Here is a 17,848-nt window from a genome sequence, read left to right as displayed (position 1 = left end):
GCCCGCGGTGACCGACGTCTACGTGCTCGACGCCGTCCGCACACCCTTCGGCAGGTACGGCGGCGCGCTCTCCGGCGTACGCCCCGACGACCTGGCCGCCCACGTCGTCGGCTCGCTCGTGCGACGCGCGCCCGGCCTCGACCCCGCCGACGTCGACGAGGTCGTCCTCGGCAACGCCAACGGCGCCGGCGAGGAGAACCGCAACGTCGCCCGCATGGCGTCCCTCCTGGCCGGACTGCCCACCTCCGTCCCCGGGGTCACCGTCAACCGCCTCTGCGGTTCCGGCATGGAGGCCGCCGTCCAGGCCTCCCGCGCCATCCAGACCGGGGACGCCTCCCTCGTCGTGGCCGGGGGAGTGGAGTCCATGAGCCGCGCCCCCTGGGTCCTGCCCAAGCCCGCCGAGGGCCACCCCGCCGGCGACGCCACCCTGCACTCCACCACCCTGGGCTGGCGCATGGTCAACCCGCGCATGCCCGGGAGGTGGACCGTCTCCCTCGGGGAGGCCACCGAGGGACTGGCCGAGCAGCACGGCGTCACCAGGGCGGACCAGGACGCCTTCGCCCTCGCCAGCCACGCCAAGGCGGCCCGCGCCTGGGCGGACGGGGCCTTCGACGGCGAGATCGTCCAGGTCGGGGACGCGCACCTGGACCGGGACGAGTGCATCCGCGAGGGCTCCCCCGACAAGCTCGCCGGACTCCGGCCCGCCTTCCGCGCCGAGGGCACCATCACCGCCGGGAACGCCTCCCCCCTCAACGACGGAGCCGCCGCACTGCTGCTCGGCGACCGCGCCGCCGCCGACGCCGCCGGCCTGGAGCCCCTCGCCCGCATCGCCGGGCGCGGCGCCGCCGGGGTCGACCCCGACGTGTTCGGCATCGGCCCGGTCCGCGCGGCCGAGACCGCACTCGAACGCGCGGGGATCGGCTGGGGGGACCTGGCCGCCGTCGAGCTCAACGAGGCCTTCGCCGCCCAGGCCCTGGCCTGCGTCCGCAGCTGGCGGGGCCTGGACCCCGACATCGTCAACCCCAACGGCGGCGCCATCGCCATCGGGCACCCGCTGGGCGCCTCCGGCGCCCGTGTCCTCGGCTCACTCGCCCACGAGCTGCGCAGGCGCGGCGGGGGCTGGGGGCTGGCGGCGCTGTGCATCGGCGTCGGCCAGGGCCTCGCCGTCGTCCTGCACGCCGAGTAGGCCACCCCACCACAGGTCCCGGGGGGGGGGCGCCCCCGCCCGCCGGGGCCGCACCGCCCACCGCGGACCGCAGGGAGCCGGAGCCGCACGAACGAAGGGACGACCCCCATGCCCACCGCACCCGACGCGGCGTCCGCGCCGTCCGGGCTGTACGTCCCCGGCTACGTCCGGGACCACGACACCCACCCCCCGCTGGACCACCCCGGGTACCGGAGCACCGCGCTGCGCCACCCCCGGCGCCCGCTCACCCTGCTCCCGCACACGCTCACCGAGATCACCGCGCCCGTCCTGGGCGAGGACCGCGTCGGCGAGCACGACCACGACCTGACCCGCGGGCACGACGGGGAGCCCCAGGGACAGCGCATCATCGTGCACGGGCAGGTGCGCGACAGCGGCGGAGCGGCCGTGCCCCACACCCTGGTGGAGGTCTGGCAGGCCAACGCCGCGGGCCGCTACCGCCACACCGGCGACAACTGGCCCGCACCCCTGGACCCCCACTTCACCGGGGTCGGCCGCGCCATGACCGACGCCGAGGGCCGCTACCGGTTCGTCACCGTCCGGCCCGGCGCCTACCCGTGGCGCAACCACCGCAACGCGTGGCGGCCCGCCCACATCCACTTCTCCCTCTTCGGCCGGGCCTTCACGCAGCGCCTCGTCACCCAGATGTACTTCCCCGACGACCCGCTGTTCTTCCAGGACCCGATGTGGAACTCCGTACCCGACCCCCGGGCCCGCGAGCGCATGCTCGCCCGGTACGACCACGACGCCACCCGGCCGGAGTGGGCCCTGGCCTACCGCTGGGACATCGTGCTGCGCGGCCGCGAGCAGACCCCGTTCGAGTCCGACGAGGAGATCCTGGAGGACGACGAGTGAGCACCCACCCCACCACCCCCGCCCAGACGGTCGGCCCCTACCTCCACATCGGCCTGCCCTGGCCCGACGGCCCCTACGCCGTCGCCGAGGGCGCCCCGGGCGCGGTGTGGATCCGCGGCACCGTCTACGACGGGGCCGGAGAGCCCGTCACCGACGCCCTCGTGGAGACCTGGCAGGCCGACCCCCAGGGCCGGTTCGACCACCCGGACGACCCGCGCGGGGCACGGTCCCACCCCGGCTTCCGCGCCTTCGGGCGCTGTCCCACCGGCGCCGACGGCGGCTACGGCATCCTCACCCTCAAACCCGGGACCGTGCCGGGCCCCCACGGGGACCAGGCCCCCCACATCGACGTGTCCCTGTTCGCGCGCGGCATGCTGCACAGGGTCGTCACCCGCCTGTACTTTCCCGAGGAGGAGGCCGCCAACGCCGCCGACCCGGTGCTGAACAGCATCGGCGACCCCGACGCGCGCGCCACCCTCGTCGCGGGGGCGGCGCCGGACGGCTACCGTTTCGACATCCGCATCCAGGGGGACGGCGAGACCGTCTTCTTCGACGTCTAGCGAGGAACCCCCATGACCGGCCTGTTCGACGGTGTCCTCGACCGCGGTCCCGTGGCCGGGGCCACCGGCGACACCGCCTGGCTCCAGGCGCTCCTCGACGTGGAGGCGGCCCTCGCGCACGCCCTCGCCGACACCGGGCGCCTCGCAAGGGACCGGGCGGAGAGCATCGCCGCCGCCTGCGCCGCCGACCGCTACGACCCGGCCGCTTTGGGGCGCGCCGCCGCGGGCGGCGGCAACCCCGTCATCCCCCTGGTCGAGGAGCTCACCGGCCGCGTCCGCGCCCTGGACCCCGACGCGGCCCGCCACGTGCACCGGGGCGCCACCAGCCAGGACGTCCTGGACACCGCCGCCATGCTGGTCGCCCGGCGCGCGGGCGGAGCGCTCCTGGCCGACCTGCGCGGACTCGCCGACGAGCTGCGCGACCTCGCCGCCGCGCACCGCGACACGCCCATGGCCGGGCGCACCCTGCTCCAGCAGGCCCTGCCCACGACCTTCGGGGCGGTCGCCGCCGGATGGGCCAACGGTCTGGCCGAGGCCGCCGACCAGCTCGACCGCGTGCTCACCGGCCGCCTGGCCGTCCAGCTCGGCGGCGCCGTCGGCACCCTGGCCTCCCTGGGCGAGGACGGCCCCGGGGTCACCGCGGCCCTGGCCGCGCGCCTGGACCTGGCCGACCCCGTCCTGCCCTGGCACACCGAGCGGGGGCGGATCGCCGAACTCGCCTCGGCCCTGGGCCGGATCTGCGGCGCCGCGGGCACCGCGGCCCAGGACGTCGTCCTGCTCGCCCAGACCGAGGTGGGCGAACTGGTCGAGGACGGGGGCCCCGGCGTCGGAGGGTCCTCCACCCTTCCGCACAAGCGCAACCCCGTCGCCGCCGTCAGCGCCCTGGCCTGCGCCCGCCAGGCCCCGGGACTCGTCGCCAACCTCCTCGCCGCCCAGATCCAGGAGCACCAGCGCGCCGCGGGCGGCTGGCACGCGGAATGGCTGCCCCTCACCGACCTGTTCCGCCGTACCGGCGGGGCCGTGGCCTGGCTGCGGACCAGCGCCTCCAGGCTGAGGGTCGTCCCCGGGCGGATGCGCGCCAACCTCGGCCTCACGGGGGGTCTGGCGCTCTCCGAACGGGTCACCACCGACCTGGCCCCCGAACTCGGCCGGACGGAGGCCCACCACCTCGTCGCCGACGCCTGCCGCGAGTCGGCGGCCTCCGGCAGGGACCTGGCCGACGTCCTCACCGCCCGCCTCGCCGGGGTCCGCACCCGGGAGCGCGTCCTCGAACTCCTCGACCCCTCCGGCTACCTGGGGGCGGCGGCGGTGTTCACCGACCGGGTCACCGGGGGGCGGACGGGCCGGGGAGCCGCCACGGCCCCGGGGCCCGGCCCGGAGCCGGACGGGGGCGGGGTCCCAGGGGGCCCGTGTGTCTCCCGGGCCCCCGGTGCGGGTACGGGGACGGGTGGGCCCGAGGCGCACGCGGCGCCGGCCCCCGGCGGCACACCACGGGCGCACGGGCCCGCGGAGGCACCCGGCCACGACCCGCGGCCGGGGCCCGAGGACACGGATCGTGAGAACAACGGAGGGCGCACCCATGAGCGTTGACCTGCACCACGTCGAGAGCGGACCGGCCGACGCGCCGCCGCTGCTGCTCGGGGGGTCCCTCGGCGCCACCGTGGACATGTGGGAGCCGCAGGTCGAGGCACTGTCCACGGTCTTCCGGGTGATCCGCTTCGACCACCGCGGCCACGGCCGCTCACCGGTCCCCGACGGCCCGTACACGATGGCGGACCTGGGCGGGGACGTCGTGGCCCTCATGGACCGGCTGGGCATCGGCAGCGCCCACTACGCCGGACTGTCCATCGGCGGCATGGTCGGGCAGTGGCTGGCGGTCCACCGACCCGAGCGGATCGACCGCCTCGCCCTGCTCGCCACCTCCCCCTACATGGGACCGGCCCGGAACTGGCGCGAGCGGGCCGCCCTGGTGCGCGCCGAGGGCACCGGCGCCGTGGCCGACTCCGTGGTGGAGCGCTGGTTCACCCCCGGCTTCCTCGGCGCCCACCCCCGCGACGCCGCCGGGCTGCGCGAGCAGATCGCCGCCACCCCCGCCGAGGGGTACGCGGGCTGCTGCGGTGCGATCGAGACCTACGACCTGCGCGAGGAGCTCCACCGCATCACCGCCCCGACGCTGGTCGTCGCGGGCGCCGACGACCCCTCCACCCCGCCCGCGGGCAACGCCGAACTCATCGCCGAGCGCGTCCCGCACGCCCGCCTGACGGTGCTGGACGACGCCGCGCACCTGCTGTCCTGGCAGCAGGCCGCCAAGGTGAACACACTCCTCACCCAGCACTTCGCGTCCGCCGACCGCCACGCGGCCGGTATGCGGGTGCGCCGGAGCGTGCTGGGCGACGCCCACGTCGACCGGGCCGGCGCGCGCACGACCGGCTTCACCGAGCCGTTCCAGGACCTGATCACCCGCTACGCGTGGGGCGAGGTCTGGACCCGCCCCGGGCTGGACCGCCGCACCCGCAGCTGCATGGTGCTGACCGCCCTCGTCGCCCACGGCCACTGGGAGGAGGTCGCCATGCACGTCCGAGCCGCGCTGCGCAACGGGCTGACCCCCGACGAGATCGGCGAGGTGTTCCTCCAGGCGGCCGTCTACTGCGGCGTGCCCGCCGCGAACAGGGCCTTCGCCATCGCCCAGGAGGTCCTGGCCGAGGACTCCTGAGCGCCCTCCCGCGGCGCGGGCGCGGTCCCCGCCGACCGCGCCGCGGGAAGGAGCGGCCGGGGTCAGCGCTTGAACGCCACCCCCGACAGCTCCCACAGCTTCACCCCGGGGTCCTCGGGACGGAACCGGGGGGGCACGTCGGGGTGGCGCCAGGAGGCGCAGTCCACGGCCCGGGGCCCGCCGTCCTCGCGCCCGTCGGTCCACGGGCTGGCCAGTTCGAGGCCCCGGAAGACCGCCGAGGCCTCCTCCGGGCTGCGCACGCGTCCCCACGGCGTGCCGAAGGAGAGGATCTGGTCGGTCATCCACGCGCCCGAGGCGGGGTCGTCGGAGACGATGTGGGAGAAGATGACGCAGGACCCCGGGGCCAGCCGCTCCGTCAGCCTGTGCACCATGCCGAACGGGTCGTCGTGGTCCGGCAGGCAGTGCAGCAGGGACACCAGCATCACGCACACCGGCAGGTCGGTGTCGATCAGCCGCCGGGTCTCGGGAGCGCCGAGGACCCGGTCCGTCTCCCTGATGTCCGCGAGCAGGAAGGCCGTCTCCGCGCTGTCGTTGATCAGCGCCCGGCCGTGCGCGAGCACGATCGGGTCGTGGTCGACGTAGACCACCCGGGCCCGGGGGTTGGCGCGCTGCGCCGCGTGGTGGGTGTTGTTGGCGGTGGGGAGCCCCGCTCCCAGGTCGAGGAACTGCTCCACGCCCTGGGCCGCCACGTACTCGACGGCCCTGGAGAGGTAGGCGCGGTTGTCGTTCGCGAAGGAGACGAGTTCGGGCGTGCCCGCGGCGAGCACTTCGCAGGCCTTCCGGTCCGCCTCGAAGTTGTCCTTGCCGCCCAGCAGGTAGTCGTACATACGCGCGATGCTGGGGGTTTCCATGTCGATGTCGGGGGGGAAGCGATCGGCCATCAGATGTCTGGGGCTGTACCCGGTCCGCGGACCGGGCCGAGGGAGCCCCTGCCTCCTTCTTCGTCGTGTTCGCGTACCCGTCGGCCCGCCGGTGCGGACCGACACAGCGGTGGCGGGTCCCCGGGGCGGGGACGCCGTCGTGGAGCGCGGGGCTCCGTGTGGGGAGCCGCCGGTGCTCCGGGAGGGGTGCGCCGGACCGGGTGCGGCGAGGGGATGCCGCCGGAAGGCTTCCGGGGTGTCGCCGCTCCGGCCGTCGTGCGGGACGGGGCCGCTCCGGGGTGCGGAGGCGGTGGTCCGGTCCCGCGGTGCGGAGGGCGCGCGGGAGTCCCGGGATGCGGAGGCGAGCGGGGACCGGAGCCGGGAGAGCGGTCCGGGACCGAACGTGGGCCCGGAGCGGACCAGGGCCGCCATCGGTCACCTCCCTCGCTCTGCCCGCGCGCGTGCGCGCCGATCGCCGGTCTGCGCACGGCCCCGGACCCCTCGGCGCGAGGGGCCGCCCTGCGGCGGAAGGGCCGTGCAGCGATCTTCAGGCGAATCGTAGCCGCGTTCGTCCGAGCACACCGGCGTTTTCCGTAGAAAGAGGAAAGAGCGCACCGGCCCGCCGCGCCTCATGCCCCGGGACGGCCCAAGCCGGGCAGCTCGTCCGCCACGAGCCCCGGGGCGGAGGCCCTGACGCGCTCACCCGTGCCGCCCGGCGGGGCCGGCGGGGCCGGGATCGCGGGCGCCGACCAGAACACGGCGGCCGAGGTCGCCGCGGCGTCCGGCGGGGCGGGGCGCGAGGGCCGCACGGCCCCGCCGCGGACGTCCTGCGGCGCTTCCGCGCCGCCGCCGGACACGGCCTCCTCCGGCGCCGGAGGCCCCTGCGCGGCGGCGGGGGAGAGCGTCCTGACCCGGGCCACCAGGGCGCGGCGGTCGAGCCCCAGCCACCGGGTCAGCGCGAACGGGTCCCGGTCGGCCTCCGCGCCCAGGGCCGCCGCGACCGCGTCCAGGTGGGCGCACCTGGACTCCCACGCCTCGCACGAGCACGTCGCCACCAGCGCGTCCCAGCTCCGGGGGACCAGGTCCCACCCCAGCAGGGCGAACACGCGGTCCGCCGCCACGGGCAGCTCCTCCGCCAGGATCCTGGCCCGGAACACCGGCTGGGAGGCCAGTGCGGCGCACACGCGCTCCCGCTCCGGCTCGGGCGGCACCGGGCGGATCAGGCTCACCTCGTGCACGCTCCCGCGGCCGCCCCCGGCGCGCACCCGCCCCGCGACCTCCCCGGGACGCACCGACAACCGCTCCACCGCCGAGGCGGCCCCGGCCGGCACCCCCAGCGACTCCGACAACAGCTCCGACCAGGCGCTCATCCGGCCACCGCCTCCGGGGACAGCCGGACCACCTCGCGCAGGTCCTCCACCGACAGGGACGCCAGCCACTGCTCACCGGTCGCGACCGCGCTGTCCGCGAGCGCGCTCTTGCGCTCGATCATCTCGTCCACCCGCTCCTCGACCGTTCCCACGCACACCATCTTGCGCACCTGCACGTCCCGGCGCTGCCCGATGCGGAACGCCCGGTCGGTGGCCTGGTTCTCGACGGCGGGGTTCCACCAGCGGTCCAGGTGCACCACGTGGTTGGCCGCCGTGAGGTTCAGCCCCGTCCCGGCCGCCTTGAGCGAGAGCAGGAACACCGCGGGCCCCTCCATGGACTGGAAGCGCCGGGTCATCTCCTCCCGCTCGGCGCGCGGTGTGCCGCCGTGCAGCCACAGGACCGGCACCCCCAGGCGCGAGCGCAGGTAGGGCTCCAACCGGTCGCCGAACCGCGCGTACTGGGTGAAGCAGAGCGCCTTGTCGCCCTCGGCCGCCGCCTCGCCCAGGATCGACTCCAGGCGGTCGAGCTTGCCGGAGCGGCCCGCCAGGGCCGAACCGTCCCCGAGGAACTGGGCCGGGTGGTTGCAGATCTGCTTGAGCCGCGACATGGTCGCCAGGACCAGGCCCCTGCGCTCCTTCTCCGTGGCCTCCGCCATCCGCTCGGCCATCTCGTCGACCACGGCCTTGTACAGCGAGGCCTGCTCCGGGGTGAGCGTGCACCAGGTGCGCATCTCCATCTTCTCGGGCAGGTCGGCGATGATCGACCGGTCGGTCTTGAGGCGGCGCAGCACGAACGGTCCGGTCATCCGGCGCACCAGGCCTGTGTCGGGCCCGTCCTCGCCGGTGACGGCCCGCTCGAACGCGGCGGCCGACCCCAGCAGGCCGGGGTTGGCGAAGTCCATGACCGACCACAGCTCGCCGAGGTTGTTCTCCACCGGCGTGCCGGTGAGCGCCACACGCGTGGCCGCGGGCAGCGAGCGCACCGCCGCGGCCTGGCGGGTCCCGTGGTTCTTGAGCGCCTGGGCCTCGTCGCACACGATCCGGTGCCAGGGCATGCCGGAGAGCTCCTGCGCGTCCCGGGTGACCACGCCGTAGGTGGTCACCACCAGGTCGCAGCCGCCCACCAGGCGGGCGAGCGCGTTGCCGGACGGCCGGTCGGGGCCGTGGTGGACGTGCACCCGCAGGTCGGGCGCGAACCTCTCCGCCTCCCGCCTCCAGTTGCCCACCAGCGACACCGGGCACACCAGCAGGGTGGGGCCGGGCGCGGGGTCGCGGAGGCGTTCGTCGGCGAGCAGGGCCAGCAGCTGCACGGTCTTGCCCAGGCCCATGTCGTCGGCCAGGACCGCGCCCAGGCCGAGCTCGCCCAGGAAGCGCAGCCAGGCCGCGCCCCGGTCCTGGTAGGGGCGCAGCGAGGCCCGGAAGCCGGCCGGGGTGCCCATGGGGCGGGGTTCCGCCTCGGCCCCGCCGTCCAGCAGGGCGCCCAGGGGTCCGTCCGCGACCACGTCGCCCACGGGGAGGGGTGCGGTCCCCGCCACGCCGAGGGCCGTGCGCAGCGCCTCGTCGGTGCGCATGCGGTGGCCGCCGCGGCGGGTGACCAGGTCCAGTGCGGCGGAGACCCGCTCGGGGTCCATCTCCATCCACCGGCCCCGCACGCGCACCAGGGAGCGCTTGAGACGGGCCAGCTCCGCGAGCTCGGCCAGCTCCTCCCCGGTCAGGGGCTCGGCGTCGCCCCCGTCCGCCCCCGTTCCGCGCAGGAGCGCCTCGAAGGACACGGAGACCAGGTCGGAGGGGCCCACCCCGCCCCCGCCGCGGCGCCGCGCGGGCCCGGTCTCCTCCACCTTCACGCGCAGGCCGATCCCCCGGTGGCCGCTCCACTCGGGCAGCACCACCGCGAACCCCGCGGCCGTCAGGCGGGGCGCGGCCGAGGACACGAACTCCTGCGCGTCCTCGGTGGTGAGCATCAGGCGGGCGGGGGCCAGGTCGCGCAGCGCGCGCCGCAGCCGGGGGTAGTGGCGGGCGGCGCGGTCGAGGTCGGCGAGGGCGGTGGCGCCCACGTCGGCGGGGAGCCAGGCGGCGCCCTCGCCCAGCCAGACCTGCTCCAGGGGCAGGCGCAACCCGGGGTCGGAGACCGAGCGGACCCAGAACTCGACCGTCCAGGGGCCGCCCCGCCCGGGTTCGCGCAGGACGAGGAGGAGGGTGGCGCGTCCCGCGCCGCGCAGCCGGGAGCGCCAGTCCCGGAGGGGGCCGCGCAGGCGGTCGGCGGTCCCGGCGTCCACGGCGTCCCGCGTTCCGGTGAGGGCGGCGGCGAGGCGCTGCCCGGGGGTGGCCGTGCCGTCGTCCGGCCCGGTGGCGCGGCGGGGCCGGGCGGCCAGCCGCCGGGCGACGGCGTCCGTGAGGAGTTCGAGGGGGGCGAGCACGCAGGAGCGGGCGGCGCGGTCCGGTGACTCGCCGGGCATGTGGGCGCGGGCGGAGGGCGGGAGGGCGGCCGTGAGGGCGGCCAGGTGCTCCTCCGCCCAGTCCACGGGCGCGGGGCGCCACCGCGCCCGGGGCGGGTTCCCGACCAGGTCGGGAAGGACGCAGCCCGTGGTGACGAGCTGTTCGGCGAACTCCCGGACGGCCGCCAGGTGGCGGAGGGAGGGGCCGGCCGGTACCGGGGGAGCGGCGGCCAGGAAGGCCTCGGCCCCGGCGGGCGGCAGGCGGAGCGCGGGCACCCGCCAGGGGTGGAAGGCCGCAGGCTCCCCGTCGGCCGCCGTGGAGGGGGAGGGGGCGGAGGTGTCGCCGGGGAGGGTGAGCCCGAGGACCAGCGGTGAGGCCGACCCGGTGCCGGGAAGGGTGCGCAGCTCGGCGGTTCCCGCGGCGAACGGGTGCGGGCGCGGTGACCCGGCCCCCGTTCCCCCGCGGCCCTCCCGGGACGGGGCGTCCGCCTCCGCCCAGACCGCCAGCGCGTCCCCGACCCACACGCCGTGCACGACCCGCACAGCACCTCCCGCGTTCCCCCGTTGCCCGTGGGCCCAGTATCCCCGTGACCGCCGACAGCCCGGGCACGGGGGACGCGGAGCGGGCCGGGGGCGGCACGGGCGCGGACGCTCCCTCGGGGCCCCGGCGCGTCAGCCGCCTCCGTCGCCCGCCCCGCCGCCGTCGCCGCCGGATCCGTGCGGTCCCGCCGCGTCCTCCCCCGACCGCGGGGAGGGGCTCGCCAGGGACACGACCAGTGCGACGAGCATGGCGAGGACCACCAGGTACACGGCTGTGCTCCCCACGGTCACAGCCTCGCCGTGCCGAGGAAGACCGCCCACTCCCGGCGCGGGACGTCCAGGCGCCCCCGGCCGGGGTGCCCGGAGTCGCGGAGGGCGGCGCCGACGGGAGGGCCCGCGGCCGTCGCGCGGGCACCGTCCCCGGGGTGCCGCGGGGTCGTGCGGAAGGCCACCTCCACACATTCCCCCCGTTCGAGGGAGTGGCTGGACTTGAAGAATGCGAGGTCGCTCATCCACGTGGTCTACCCGCTTCCGGCACGATGGCGCTGTCCGGTTGTGGCCAGGGTCACACGAGTCCTGCGGCTCCGGGGGTTCGTGCGCCGCCGCCGAGGTGTGGCCCGGCGTTCGCCGCGCGGCCCCCCACGGGCGCGGGGCCGGGGAGTAGGGTGACCCGTGACCGGGCCGGGACCCTCGGTGACGGGGCCTGTGTCGCCCGGTCCTCCACCTCCCCGCACGACCGGACCACGGACGAGGCACCATGACCAGCCCCCTTCCGCACCCCCTCCCCGCCCTCACCGCCGCGTTGGCCGCGGCGGCCCTGCTCGCCGGCTGCTCCGCCGAACCGTCCGGCCAGGATCCCGCCGGGGCCGGCGCGACCCCCTCGGCGGACGCCGCCGAGCCCTCCGCCGGGCCCGCGGGCCCGCGGGCCCGGACCTGCCGGAGGCGGCCGACGGCACCGATCTGGAGGCCTGCGCCGACGCCGAGTGCGAGGTCCTGGTGGAGGCGGGCGACGAGTTCGCGATGGACGGAACCCACGGGGTGGACCGGTTCGTGGTCGACGCGGTCGACGGGGAGGGGTTGGGCATGAGCGGTTTCGGCCCCGGGATCGAGCTCTCGGGGCACCTCCCGCCGCCGGACGGCGGCCGGCCCCCCACCTTCGTCATGAACGGCTTCACCATCACCCTGGTCGCCGTGGACGGCTCCACCGCTCTCATGACCCTCTCCCCCTGACGCCCCGCGCCGGGGTCGGGGCGACAGGATGAATCTACGTCGTAAAGGTGGCTGTTCGCCACAGCGCGGACGGGCCCCGGCCGAAGACCGGGGCCCGTCATCGGGGATCAGAGGTTCTTCGGGACCTGGTTGCCCACCGCGACGATCCCCTCGCGCATGCGCGTCCGCCACAGCAGCACCCCTCCGAGGAGGAAGAACGCGATGAGCGACAGGATCGCCACCCGGTAGCCGCCGGTCAGGGACACCGCGATCGTCACGGTCAGCGACCCCAGGAACGTGGACCCCCGGTCCGAGATCTGGAAGAGGCTGAAGTACTCCGCCTCCTTGCCCTTCGGGATGAGCTGGGAGTACATCGACCTCGCCAGGGACTGCGTCCCGCCCAGCACCAGGCCGATGCCCACACCCATGGCGATGAACAGGGGCACGTTCCCCACCGGCAGGAAGTACGCGGCCGCCACGAGGGCGCCCCAGACCACCAGCGAGGCCAGCACGGTGTTCTTCGTCCCCAGGAAACGGGAGATCCACCCGGTCAGGAACGCGCCGCCGAACGCCACGAACTGGATGACCAGGATCGTGACGATGAGGATGTCCTGCTGCAGCCCGAGGTCCTGTGTCGCGAACGGCGCCGCGTAGCGGATCGCCGCCTGCACGCCGTCGTTGAAGAAAATGAAGGCCAGCAGGAACAGGATGGTGTTCGGGTACCTGCGCATGTCCTTGAGCGTGTGCCCGAACTCGCGCACCGACCGTCCCACCCGGGGGCGGCCGCGTCCGCGCGCCGCCATCGCGCCGAACCTGTCGCGCAGCGGTTTGACCGCCAGGACGGTGAAGCCCGCCCACCAGATGCCGCAGGAGGCGAACGCGATGCGCGCCGCGTCGTCCGCGCCGATCCCCAGGGAGTCCGCGCCGACCACGAGGCCCAGGTGGGCGGCCAGCAGGAGCGCGCCCCCCAGGTAGCCGATGCCCCAGCCGGTCACCGACACCCGGTCGCGCTCGTCGGAGGTGGAGATCTCGGGCAGGAACGCGTTGTACACCACGATCGAGAGGCCGTACAGCAGGTTCGCCAGCACGAACAGGAGCGAGGCCAGCATGTAGCCGTCGTCGGCGAAGTACAGCCCGAGGGTGGACAGCGACCCGGTGAGGGCCAGCCAGAACAGCCACCGCTTCTTGTGGCGGGACTGGTCGACCATCGCCCCCAGGACGGGCAGGCAGACGATCTGGAGCAGGATCGCGACCGTGGTCAGCGCGGGGTAGAGCGCGTTGGGGTGGAGGGTGAGGAGCTCGGTCCCGAGCGGGGCGACGGTCAGCGACGGGTCCAGGCAGGACGCGGCGTCGGGGGCGCCGGCCGACACGCAGGCCAGGTTGCTCAGGTAGGGGCCGATGAGGACGGTGACCACCGAGGTGATGAACACCGAGTTGGCCCAGTCGTAGAGGTACCAGCCGCGCTGTTCGCGCCTGCGCTGGACCGGGTCGCTGGAGGGGGCGTTGTCCGCCGCCGCCTCCGTGGGGTCGCCCATGGGGGTCATCCGTTCTGGAGGGTTGTGCCGGGGCCGGTGGGGCGGTCGGTCCACTGGCCCCGGCGGAGGAGGATCCGCCGCAGCGCGGTGGTGTTGTCGGTGACGATGCCGTCCACGCCCGCGTCGAGCAGGCGTTCCATCACCCGGGGGTCGTTGACGGTCCACACGTGCACCTGCATGCCCAGGCGGTGGGCGGTGTGGATGAGGTCGCGGCTGAGCACGGGGAAGCCGCCGTGCCACAGGGGGATCTGGGCGCACACGGGGGTGCGGCCGGCCAGGGGGCGCAACAGGGGGGAGAGGGAGGCGATGCGCAGGCGGACCACGTCGGCGGGTCCGCAGGAGGTGGCGACGGGGTGGTCGAAGAGGCGCCGGGCCAGGTCCAGGCGTCTTTGGTCGAAGGAGCCCACGCACACCCGGTCCCAGGCGCGGGTGCGGCGCAGGACCCGGATGAGGGGGAGGACGGCGGCGTCGGCCTTGAGGTCGATGTTGAACCGCGCGTCGGGCCAGGAGCCGAGGAGGTCCTCCATGAGCGGTACGGGTTCGCGTCCGCCCACGCGTGCGCGGGCGACCTCGCCGAAGGGCAGGTCGCCGATGGCGCCGGTCCTGTCGGTGGCGCGGTCCAGGGTCGGGTCGTGGAAGGCCATGAGGACGCCGTCGGCGGTGGCGTGGACGTCCGTCTCCAGGTACGTGTATCCGAGGTCGACGGCGTGTTGGAAGGCCGCCGCCGTGTTCTCCAGCTCGGTGCTGCGCACGCCCTGGTCGTCGGTGAGCCATCCGCCCCGGTGGGCGAGGGCCACGGGTACGGGGGAGGAGAGGTACGCGTGAGTCACGCCTTGCAGTATGCCGGTTGTGCAGTGCGGTGCGCCCGTCGCCGTGGGGTGCCCGAAAATCCGGAAAACCTGGAATGCCCGGTGGGACGGGCGGTGTGCGGCGTGCTCTGTGGAGGGGTGTAGGCGGACGTCATCCTCGTCGAAGGGACCCGTTCATGTCGACCACCCCTCCACGTCACCGCTGCCCGTTGCCCGCGTGCCGTCCCGGCCCTGCGGTCCACCGCGGCCCCTTCGCCCGTCGGGGCCGGGCCGGTGGGCCGGCCTGCGACGGGGCCCGGGTTCCGGAGTCCCTCCCGGGTCGCGGGGGGCCGGGCCGTCCGGCGCCGGACGGCCGTCCCGGGGAGGGCGCGCCGGTGGCGCCCGTGTCCGGTTCCTCCGCCGGGTCGGGGGTTGCGCGGGATGCGGGGGTTCCGGCCGCCCGTCACTCCCCGGGGCCGCACCGCCGGTCCGCGGCGGCGGGTCGGCGGCCGGCGCCGCACCAGCCCTCGTCCGGTGCCCGGGTGCCGGGCGGGCGTCCGCGTCCGGCGCGGACACCGGCCCGGGCCCCGCTCGCCGGGGCGGCGGCGGGCCGGTGCGCGGCCGGTCCGCTGCTCGCGGGCCACCGGACGCCGGGTGAGGTGTACCTGCTGGCCCAGCGGTTGGCGGAGGTGCTGGTGGGCCGCCGTGCGCCGGAGGTGCTGCGGGACCAGTTGGCGGTTCCGGTCCGTGAGGAGCTGCGCCGGCTGCGGGGGGCGATCCCGTGCGGGTTGGCGCCCCGGTTGGGGAGGGTGTTCCACCAGAGGGCGGACGCGGGCGGGTCGGGTGCTCCCGAGGTGGAGGCGAGTGCGGTGATCGGCTGTGCCCGGCGGTCGCGGGTGTTCGCGTTCAGGGCGCGGCGGGTGGAGGGGCGGTGGGTGTGTGTGCGGTTGGAGACCGACAGCGCGGTGCGGAGCCGGAGCGGGGTGCCGGTGGTTCCTTCGCCGTGAGGGGGCGGGGTGCGGGCCCGGCGGGGGCGGGACCGCCCTCGTGCCGCGCCCGCTGCTCTCCCGGCCGGGAGAGCGCGCCTTCCGCTGACGCCCGCGGCCGAGGCGGTCCTCACAGGGCCGGGCGGGGAGGCCCTGGACGCGCTGGAGCGCGTGCTTCCCCGGGCTTGCCGGGTGGAGCTGCGGGGGGTGGGCCACCTGGCGGCGGACAACGGGGGGCGTCCGGAGCTGGTGGCCCGCGCCCTGGCGGGGTTCTTCCGGGGCGGGGGGTAGGCCGGGCGGTGCGTCCGGGCCCGGGGCCCGGACGCGGGGCCGTCGGCGGCGGTTGTCGCGGGTGAGCCGGGAAAGTGCCTGGATTTCCGGCTACGGGCGTGGATAGGGTCCCCCTGGGGTGGTCTCCTGACCGGAGCGCATCCCGTGTTCGAGCGGTCGTGCCCCGAGGTGGTCGCGCCGTACCTGGTACGCGGAGGCTCCGGACGACGGCGCCCCGCAAAGGGATAAGGAGGGGGCGGTCGCGGCGCCCCCGCGCCGGGACGGCCATCCGTGTATGAAACCTGCTGACATCGTCCACCTGCACAGTCTCAGCGCTCCGACCCTGTCGCCGGACGGGCGGCGTGCGGTCTTCGCCGTGACCCGACCGGACCTGGAGGAGGACGCCTACCTCGGTTCCCTGTGGTCGGTCCCCACGGACGGGTCGGCCCCGCCCGTCCGCCTCACCCGGGGCTCCAGGGACAGTGGCCCGGTGTTCTCCCCCGACGGGCGCTGGATCGCCTTCCTGCGGCCCGACGAGGACGAGCGCGCCCAGATCCACGTGCTGCCCGCCGACGGCGGCGAGCCCTGGAAGATCACGTCGCACCCCCTGGGGGCCGGGGCGCCGCGCTGGAGTCCGGACTCCAGCCGCCTCGCCTACACCGCCAGGGTCCCCGAGCCGGGCCGGTACGTGGGCGTGGAGCCGGGCAAGGAGCCGCCCCGGCGCATCACGCAGGTCAAGTACCGGTTGGACGGCCTGGGGTTCACCAACGACCGCCGCTCGCACGTGTTCGTGTCCGCGCCGGTGGACGCCTCGGGTGAGGCGGGGGAGCCGGTCCGGGTGACCGGGGGCGATTTCGAGCACGCCGACGTGGCGTGGCGGCCCGACGGCTCCGAGCTGCTGTTCGCCGCCTCGCGGCACGAGACGCGCGACACCGACCTGGTGCAGGACGTGTGGGCGTGCGCGCCGGAGGAGGGGGCGCGGCCCCGCCGGGTGACCGCGGGGGACCTGGACGCCTGGGGCGGCCGGTTCTCCGGGGACGGTTCGACGGTGTTCTTCAGCGGTGACGAGATCGGCCCGGACCTGGGCGACTTCGTGGGGCGCACGACCGGGGTGTGGTCGGTCCCGGCGGACGCCTCGGCGGTGCCGACGCGCCTGACGCCGGGGGAGGGGCCGCGGATGACGGGTCCCCTGCTGGTGGTGGCGGACGGGGTGTTGGGCCTGGCCGAGAACCGGGGCGCGGTCGATCTGGTGCTGGTGCCCTTCGGGGGCGGTGTGCCGCGGGTGCTGGTGGGCGACAAGGTCCAGGTCCAGTCGTTCGACAGCGCGGGCGGTGTGACGGTCGCGGTGGTGGCCGACGGGCGTTCCAGCGGTGAGCTGGTGGTGGTGTCCGGGGACGGTGTCAGGCGGCTCACGGGGTTCGCCCGGGGGCCGGCCCCGCTCCCGATGGCCGAGCTGACGGCGCATGCGCCCGACGGGTACCCGGTGCACGGGTGGGTCACCCTTCCCGAGGGCGAGGGGCCGCACCCGGTGGTGCTGATGATCCACGGTGGCCCGTTCGCGCCCTACGGCCACCAGCTGTTCGACGAGACCCAGGTGTACGCGGCGGCGGGGTACGCGGTGGTGATGTGCAACCCGCGCGGGTCCTCGGGGTACGGGGACGAGCACGGCCGGGCGATCATCGGCGCGGTGGGCGAGGTGAGCGCGGCCGATGTGATGGCGTTCCTGGACGCGGCCCTGGAGGACGGGCGGCTGGACTCCTCGCGGGTGGGCGTCATGGGCGGTTCGCACGGCGGCTTCATGACGACGTGGATCGCGGCGCACCACGGCGGGCGCTTCCGTGCGGCGATCAGCGAGCGGGCGGTGAACGCGATCGAGAGCTTCCACGGCTCCTCCGACATCGGTTCGTTCTTCCCGCGGCCGCTGTACGGTCCGCCGGAGGTGTGGGCGAAGGAGAGTCCGCTCACCTATGCCGACCGGATCGGGGTGCCGTTCCTGATCATCCACTCCGAGGAGGACTGGCGGTGTCCGGTGGAGCAGGCGCAGCGCCTGTTCGTGGCGCTCAAGCTGCGCGGGCACGAGGCGGAGATGCTGTTGTTCCCGGGTGAGGGGCACGAGTTGTCGAGGTCGGGGCTGCCCAGCCACCGGGTCGCGCGTTTCGAGGCGGTCCTGGACTGGTGGCAGCGCCACCTGTGATGTTCGTCGGGGGCGGGGGGAGGACCCCGCCCCTTCCCCCGGTTCTCGTGATACACGTCTCTTTTTCGGGGGTGGTTGACCTGGTTTTGGTGTGTTCGGAGCGGGGATGCTGTGTGCCCGCTTCGCGGGAGCTGTCGGGATTTCCGCTCGGTCGGCGCGGCTTCGCAGGTCAGGGGGTTGCCCAAGGCGAGGTAACGAAAGGGTCGCGTTTCGCCCTTGTCGTGAATTAGTGTTCCCTCAGGTCGGAACGCACCGCTTGGTCACCATCAGGGTGACGGCGTCCGGTTTCCGTCGCACCCCGCCCGTCA

At 75.7% G+C, this 17,848-nt stretch carries 15 protein-coding genes; 8 read left to right on the top strand and 7 right to left on the bottom strand.

Features of this window, described 5'->3' with window-relative positions; translation table 11 throughout:
* Window positions 1-7: 7 nt before the first annotated feature.
* The 5 genes from ACFQBR_RS08025 (at window position 8) to pcaDC (ending at window position 5,332) form a co-directional block, all read left to right on the top strand.
* On the top strand, window positions 8-1,186 hold the full coding sequence (locus tag ACFQBR_RS08025; RefSeq protein ID WP_344181369.1) for a thiolase family protein: 1,179 nt from the start codon (window positions 8-10) through the stop codon (window positions 1,184-1,186).
* A gap of 108 nt (window positions 1,187-1,294) precedes the next feature.
* Window positions 1,295-2,059 (top strand): protocatechuate 3,4-dioxygenase subunit beta, encoded by a 765-nt coding sequence (pcaH, locus tag ACFQBR_RS08020; RefSeq protein ID WP_344181371.1) that lies wholly within the window; start codon window positions 1,295-1,297, stop codon window positions 2,057-2,059.
* Entirely contained in the window at window positions 2,056-2,619 is a 564-nt protein-coding gene (gene pcaG / locus ACFQBR_RS08015) for a protocatechuate 3,4-dioxygenase subunit alpha (RefSeq protein ID WP_267949888.1), read from the top strand. Before pcaH ends, pcaG begins: the two co-directional genes overlap by 4 nt.
* Before the next feature lie 12 nt (window positions 2,620-2,631).
* The gene (gene pcaB, locus ACFQBR_RS08010; RefSeq protein WP_344181373.1) at window positions 2,632-4,209 is read left to right on the top strand and encodes a 3-carboxy-cis,cis-muconate cycloisomerase; all 1,578 of its coding nucleotides are present in this window, start codon (window positions 2,632-2,634) and stop codon (window positions 4,207-4,209) included.
* Complete coding sequence (pcaDC, locus tag ACFQBR_RS08005) at window positions 4,199-5,332, top strand: bifunctional 3-oxoadipate enol-lactonase/4-carboxymuconolactone decarboxylase PcaDC (protein ID WP_344181375.1); 1,134 nt, start codon at window positions 4,199-4,201, stop codon at window positions 5,330-5,332. Before pcaB ends, pcaDC begins: the two co-directional genes overlap by 11 nt.
* A 62-nt stretch (window positions 5,333-5,394) precedes the next feature.
* Here pcaDC and ACFQBR_RS08000 read toward each other — a convergent pair whose 3' ends face one another.
* The 5 genes from ACFQBR_RS08000 to ACFQBR_RS07980 all read right to left on the bottom strand — a co-directional run bounded on the left by ACFQBR_RS08000 (window position 5,395) and on the right by ACFQBR_RS07980 (window position 11,070).
* Window positions 5,395-6,234: an SAM-dependent methyltransferase gene (locus ACFQBR_RS08000; RefSeq protein WP_344181377.1), complete on the bottom strand. Its 840-nt coding sequence runs from the start codon at window positions 6,232-6,234 to the stop codon at window positions 5,395-5,397.
* A gap of 608 nt (window positions 6,235-6,842) precedes the next feature.
* Entirely contained in the window at window positions 6,843-7,583 is a 741-nt protein-coding gene (locus ACFQBR_RS07995; protein WP_378552639.1) for a hypothetical protein, read from the bottom strand.
* Window positions 7,580-10,561 carry a DEAD/DEAH box helicase gene (locus tag ACFQBR_RS07990; RefSeq protein ID WP_378552637.1) on the bottom strand — a complete coding sequence of 994 codons (2,982 nt, stop codon included), beginning with the start codon at window positions 10,559-10,561 and terminating at the stop codon, window positions 7,580-7,582. The genes ACFQBR_RS07995 and ACFQBR_RS07990 overlap by 4 nt, the downstream gene beginning before the upstream one ends.
* A 129-nt stretch (window positions 10,562-10,690) precedes the next feature.
* Entirely contained in the window at window positions 10,691-10,843 is a 153-nt protein-coding gene (locus ACFQBR_RS07985) for a hypothetical protein (protein ID WP_267949894.1), read from the bottom strand.
* A 2-nt stretch (window positions 10,844-10,845) separates the two neighbouring features.
* Window positions 10,846-11,070: a DUF397 domain-containing protein gene (locus ACFQBR_RS07980; protein ID WP_267949895.1), complete on the bottom strand. Its 225-nt coding sequence runs from the start codon at window positions 11,068-11,070 to the stop codon at window positions 10,846-10,848.
* A 508-nt stretch (window positions 11,071-11,578) separates the two neighbouring features.
* Between ACFQBR_RS07980 and ACFQBR_RS07975 the strand changes: the two genes are divergently transcribed.
* Window positions 11,579-11,788: a hypothetical protein gene (locus ACFQBR_RS07975; RefSeq protein ID WP_344181383.1), complete on the top strand. Its 210-nt coding sequence runs from the start codon at window positions 11,579-11,581 to the stop codon at window positions 11,786-11,788.
* Between the two features lie 107 nt (window positions 11,789-11,895).
* On the opposite strand, the gene ACFQBR_RS07970 is transcribed toward ACFQBR_RS07975, so the two are convergent.
* Together ACFQBR_RS07970 and ACFQBR_RS07965 are read right to left on the bottom strand one after the other, a co-directional pair.
* Complete coding sequence (locus ACFQBR_RS07970; RefSeq protein ID WP_344181385.1) at window positions 11,896-13,302, bottom strand: MFS transporter; 1,407 nt, start codon at window positions 13,300-13,302, stop codon at window positions 11,896-11,898.
* Window positions 13,303-13,307: 5 nt separating this feature from the next.
* Complete coding sequence (locus ACFQBR_RS07965) at window positions 13,308-14,132, bottom strand: glycerophosphodiester phosphodiesterase (protein WP_344181387.1); 825 nt, start codon at window positions 14,130-14,132, stop codon at window positions 13,308-13,310.
* Between the two features lie 617 nt (window positions 14,133-14,749).
* On the opposite strand from ACFQBR_RS07965, the gene ACFQBR_RS07960 reads away from it, so the two are divergent.
* Both ACFQBR_RS07960 and ACFQBR_RS07955 read left to right on the top strand, forming a co-directional pair.
* The gene (locus ACFQBR_RS07960; RefSeq protein WP_378552632.1) at window positions 14,750-15,097 is read left to right on the top strand and encodes an Rv3235 family protein; all 348 of its coding nucleotides are present in this window, start codon (window positions 14,750-14,752) and stop codon (window positions 15,095-15,097) included.
* A gap of 544 nt (window positions 15,098-15,641) precedes the next feature.
* Window positions 15,642-17,540, top strand: a complete 1,899-nt coding sequence (locus tag ACFQBR_RS07955; protein WP_344181391.1) for a S9 family peptidase — start codon at window positions 15,642-15,644, stop codon at window positions 17,538-17,540.
* Window positions 17,541-17,848: the final 308 nt, after the last annotated feature.

This window comes from Nocardiopsis tropica, assembly GCF_042660575.1.
In the GTDB taxonomy this organism is placed as follows: domain Bacteria; phylum Actinomycetota; class Actinomycetes; order Streptosporangiales; family Streptosporangiaceae; genus Nocardiopsis; species Nocardiopsis tropica.
The sequence above is the reverse complement of the archived record's forward strand: the minus strand, read 5'-3'. Positions and strand labels throughout refer to the sequence as shown.

Coding starts and splice junctions, on each gene's coding strand:
- pcaDC (WP_344181375.1), top strand. CDS start 4,199: ATGAGCGTTGACCTGCACCACGTCGAGAGCGGACCGGCCGACGCGCCG.
- ACFQBR_RS08000 (WP_344181377.1), bottom strand. CDS start 6,234: ATGGCCGATCGCTTCCCCCCCGACATCGACATGGAAACCCCCAGCATC.
- ACFQBR_RS07970 (WP_344181385.1), bottom strand. CDS start 13,302: ATGGGCGACCCCACGGAGGCGGCGGCGGACAACGCCCCCTCCAGCGAC.
- pcaB (WP_344181373.1), top strand. CDS start 2,632: ATGACCGGCCTGTTCGACGGTGTCCTCGACCGCGGTCCCGTGGCCGGG.
- ACFQBR_RS07975 (WP_344181383.1), top strand. CDS start 11,579: ATGGACGGAACCCACGGGGTGGACCGGTTCGTGGTCGACGCGGTCGAC.
- ACFQBR_RS07980 (WP_267949895.1), bottom strand. CDS start 11,070: ATGAGCGACCTCGCATTCTTCAAGTCCAGCCACTCCCTCGAACGGGGG.
- ACFQBR_RS07955 (WP_344181391.1), top strand. CDS start 15,642: ATGAAACCTGCTGACATCGTCCACCTGCACAGTCTCAGCGCTCCGACC.
- pcaH (WP_344181371.1), top strand. CDS start 1,295: ATGCCCACCGCACCCGACGCGGCGTCCGCGCCGTCCGGGCTGTACGTC.
- ACFQBR_RS07995 (WP_378552639.1), bottom strand. CDS start 7,583: ATGAGCGCCTGGTCGGAGCTGTTGTCGGAGTCGCTGGGGGTGCCGGCC.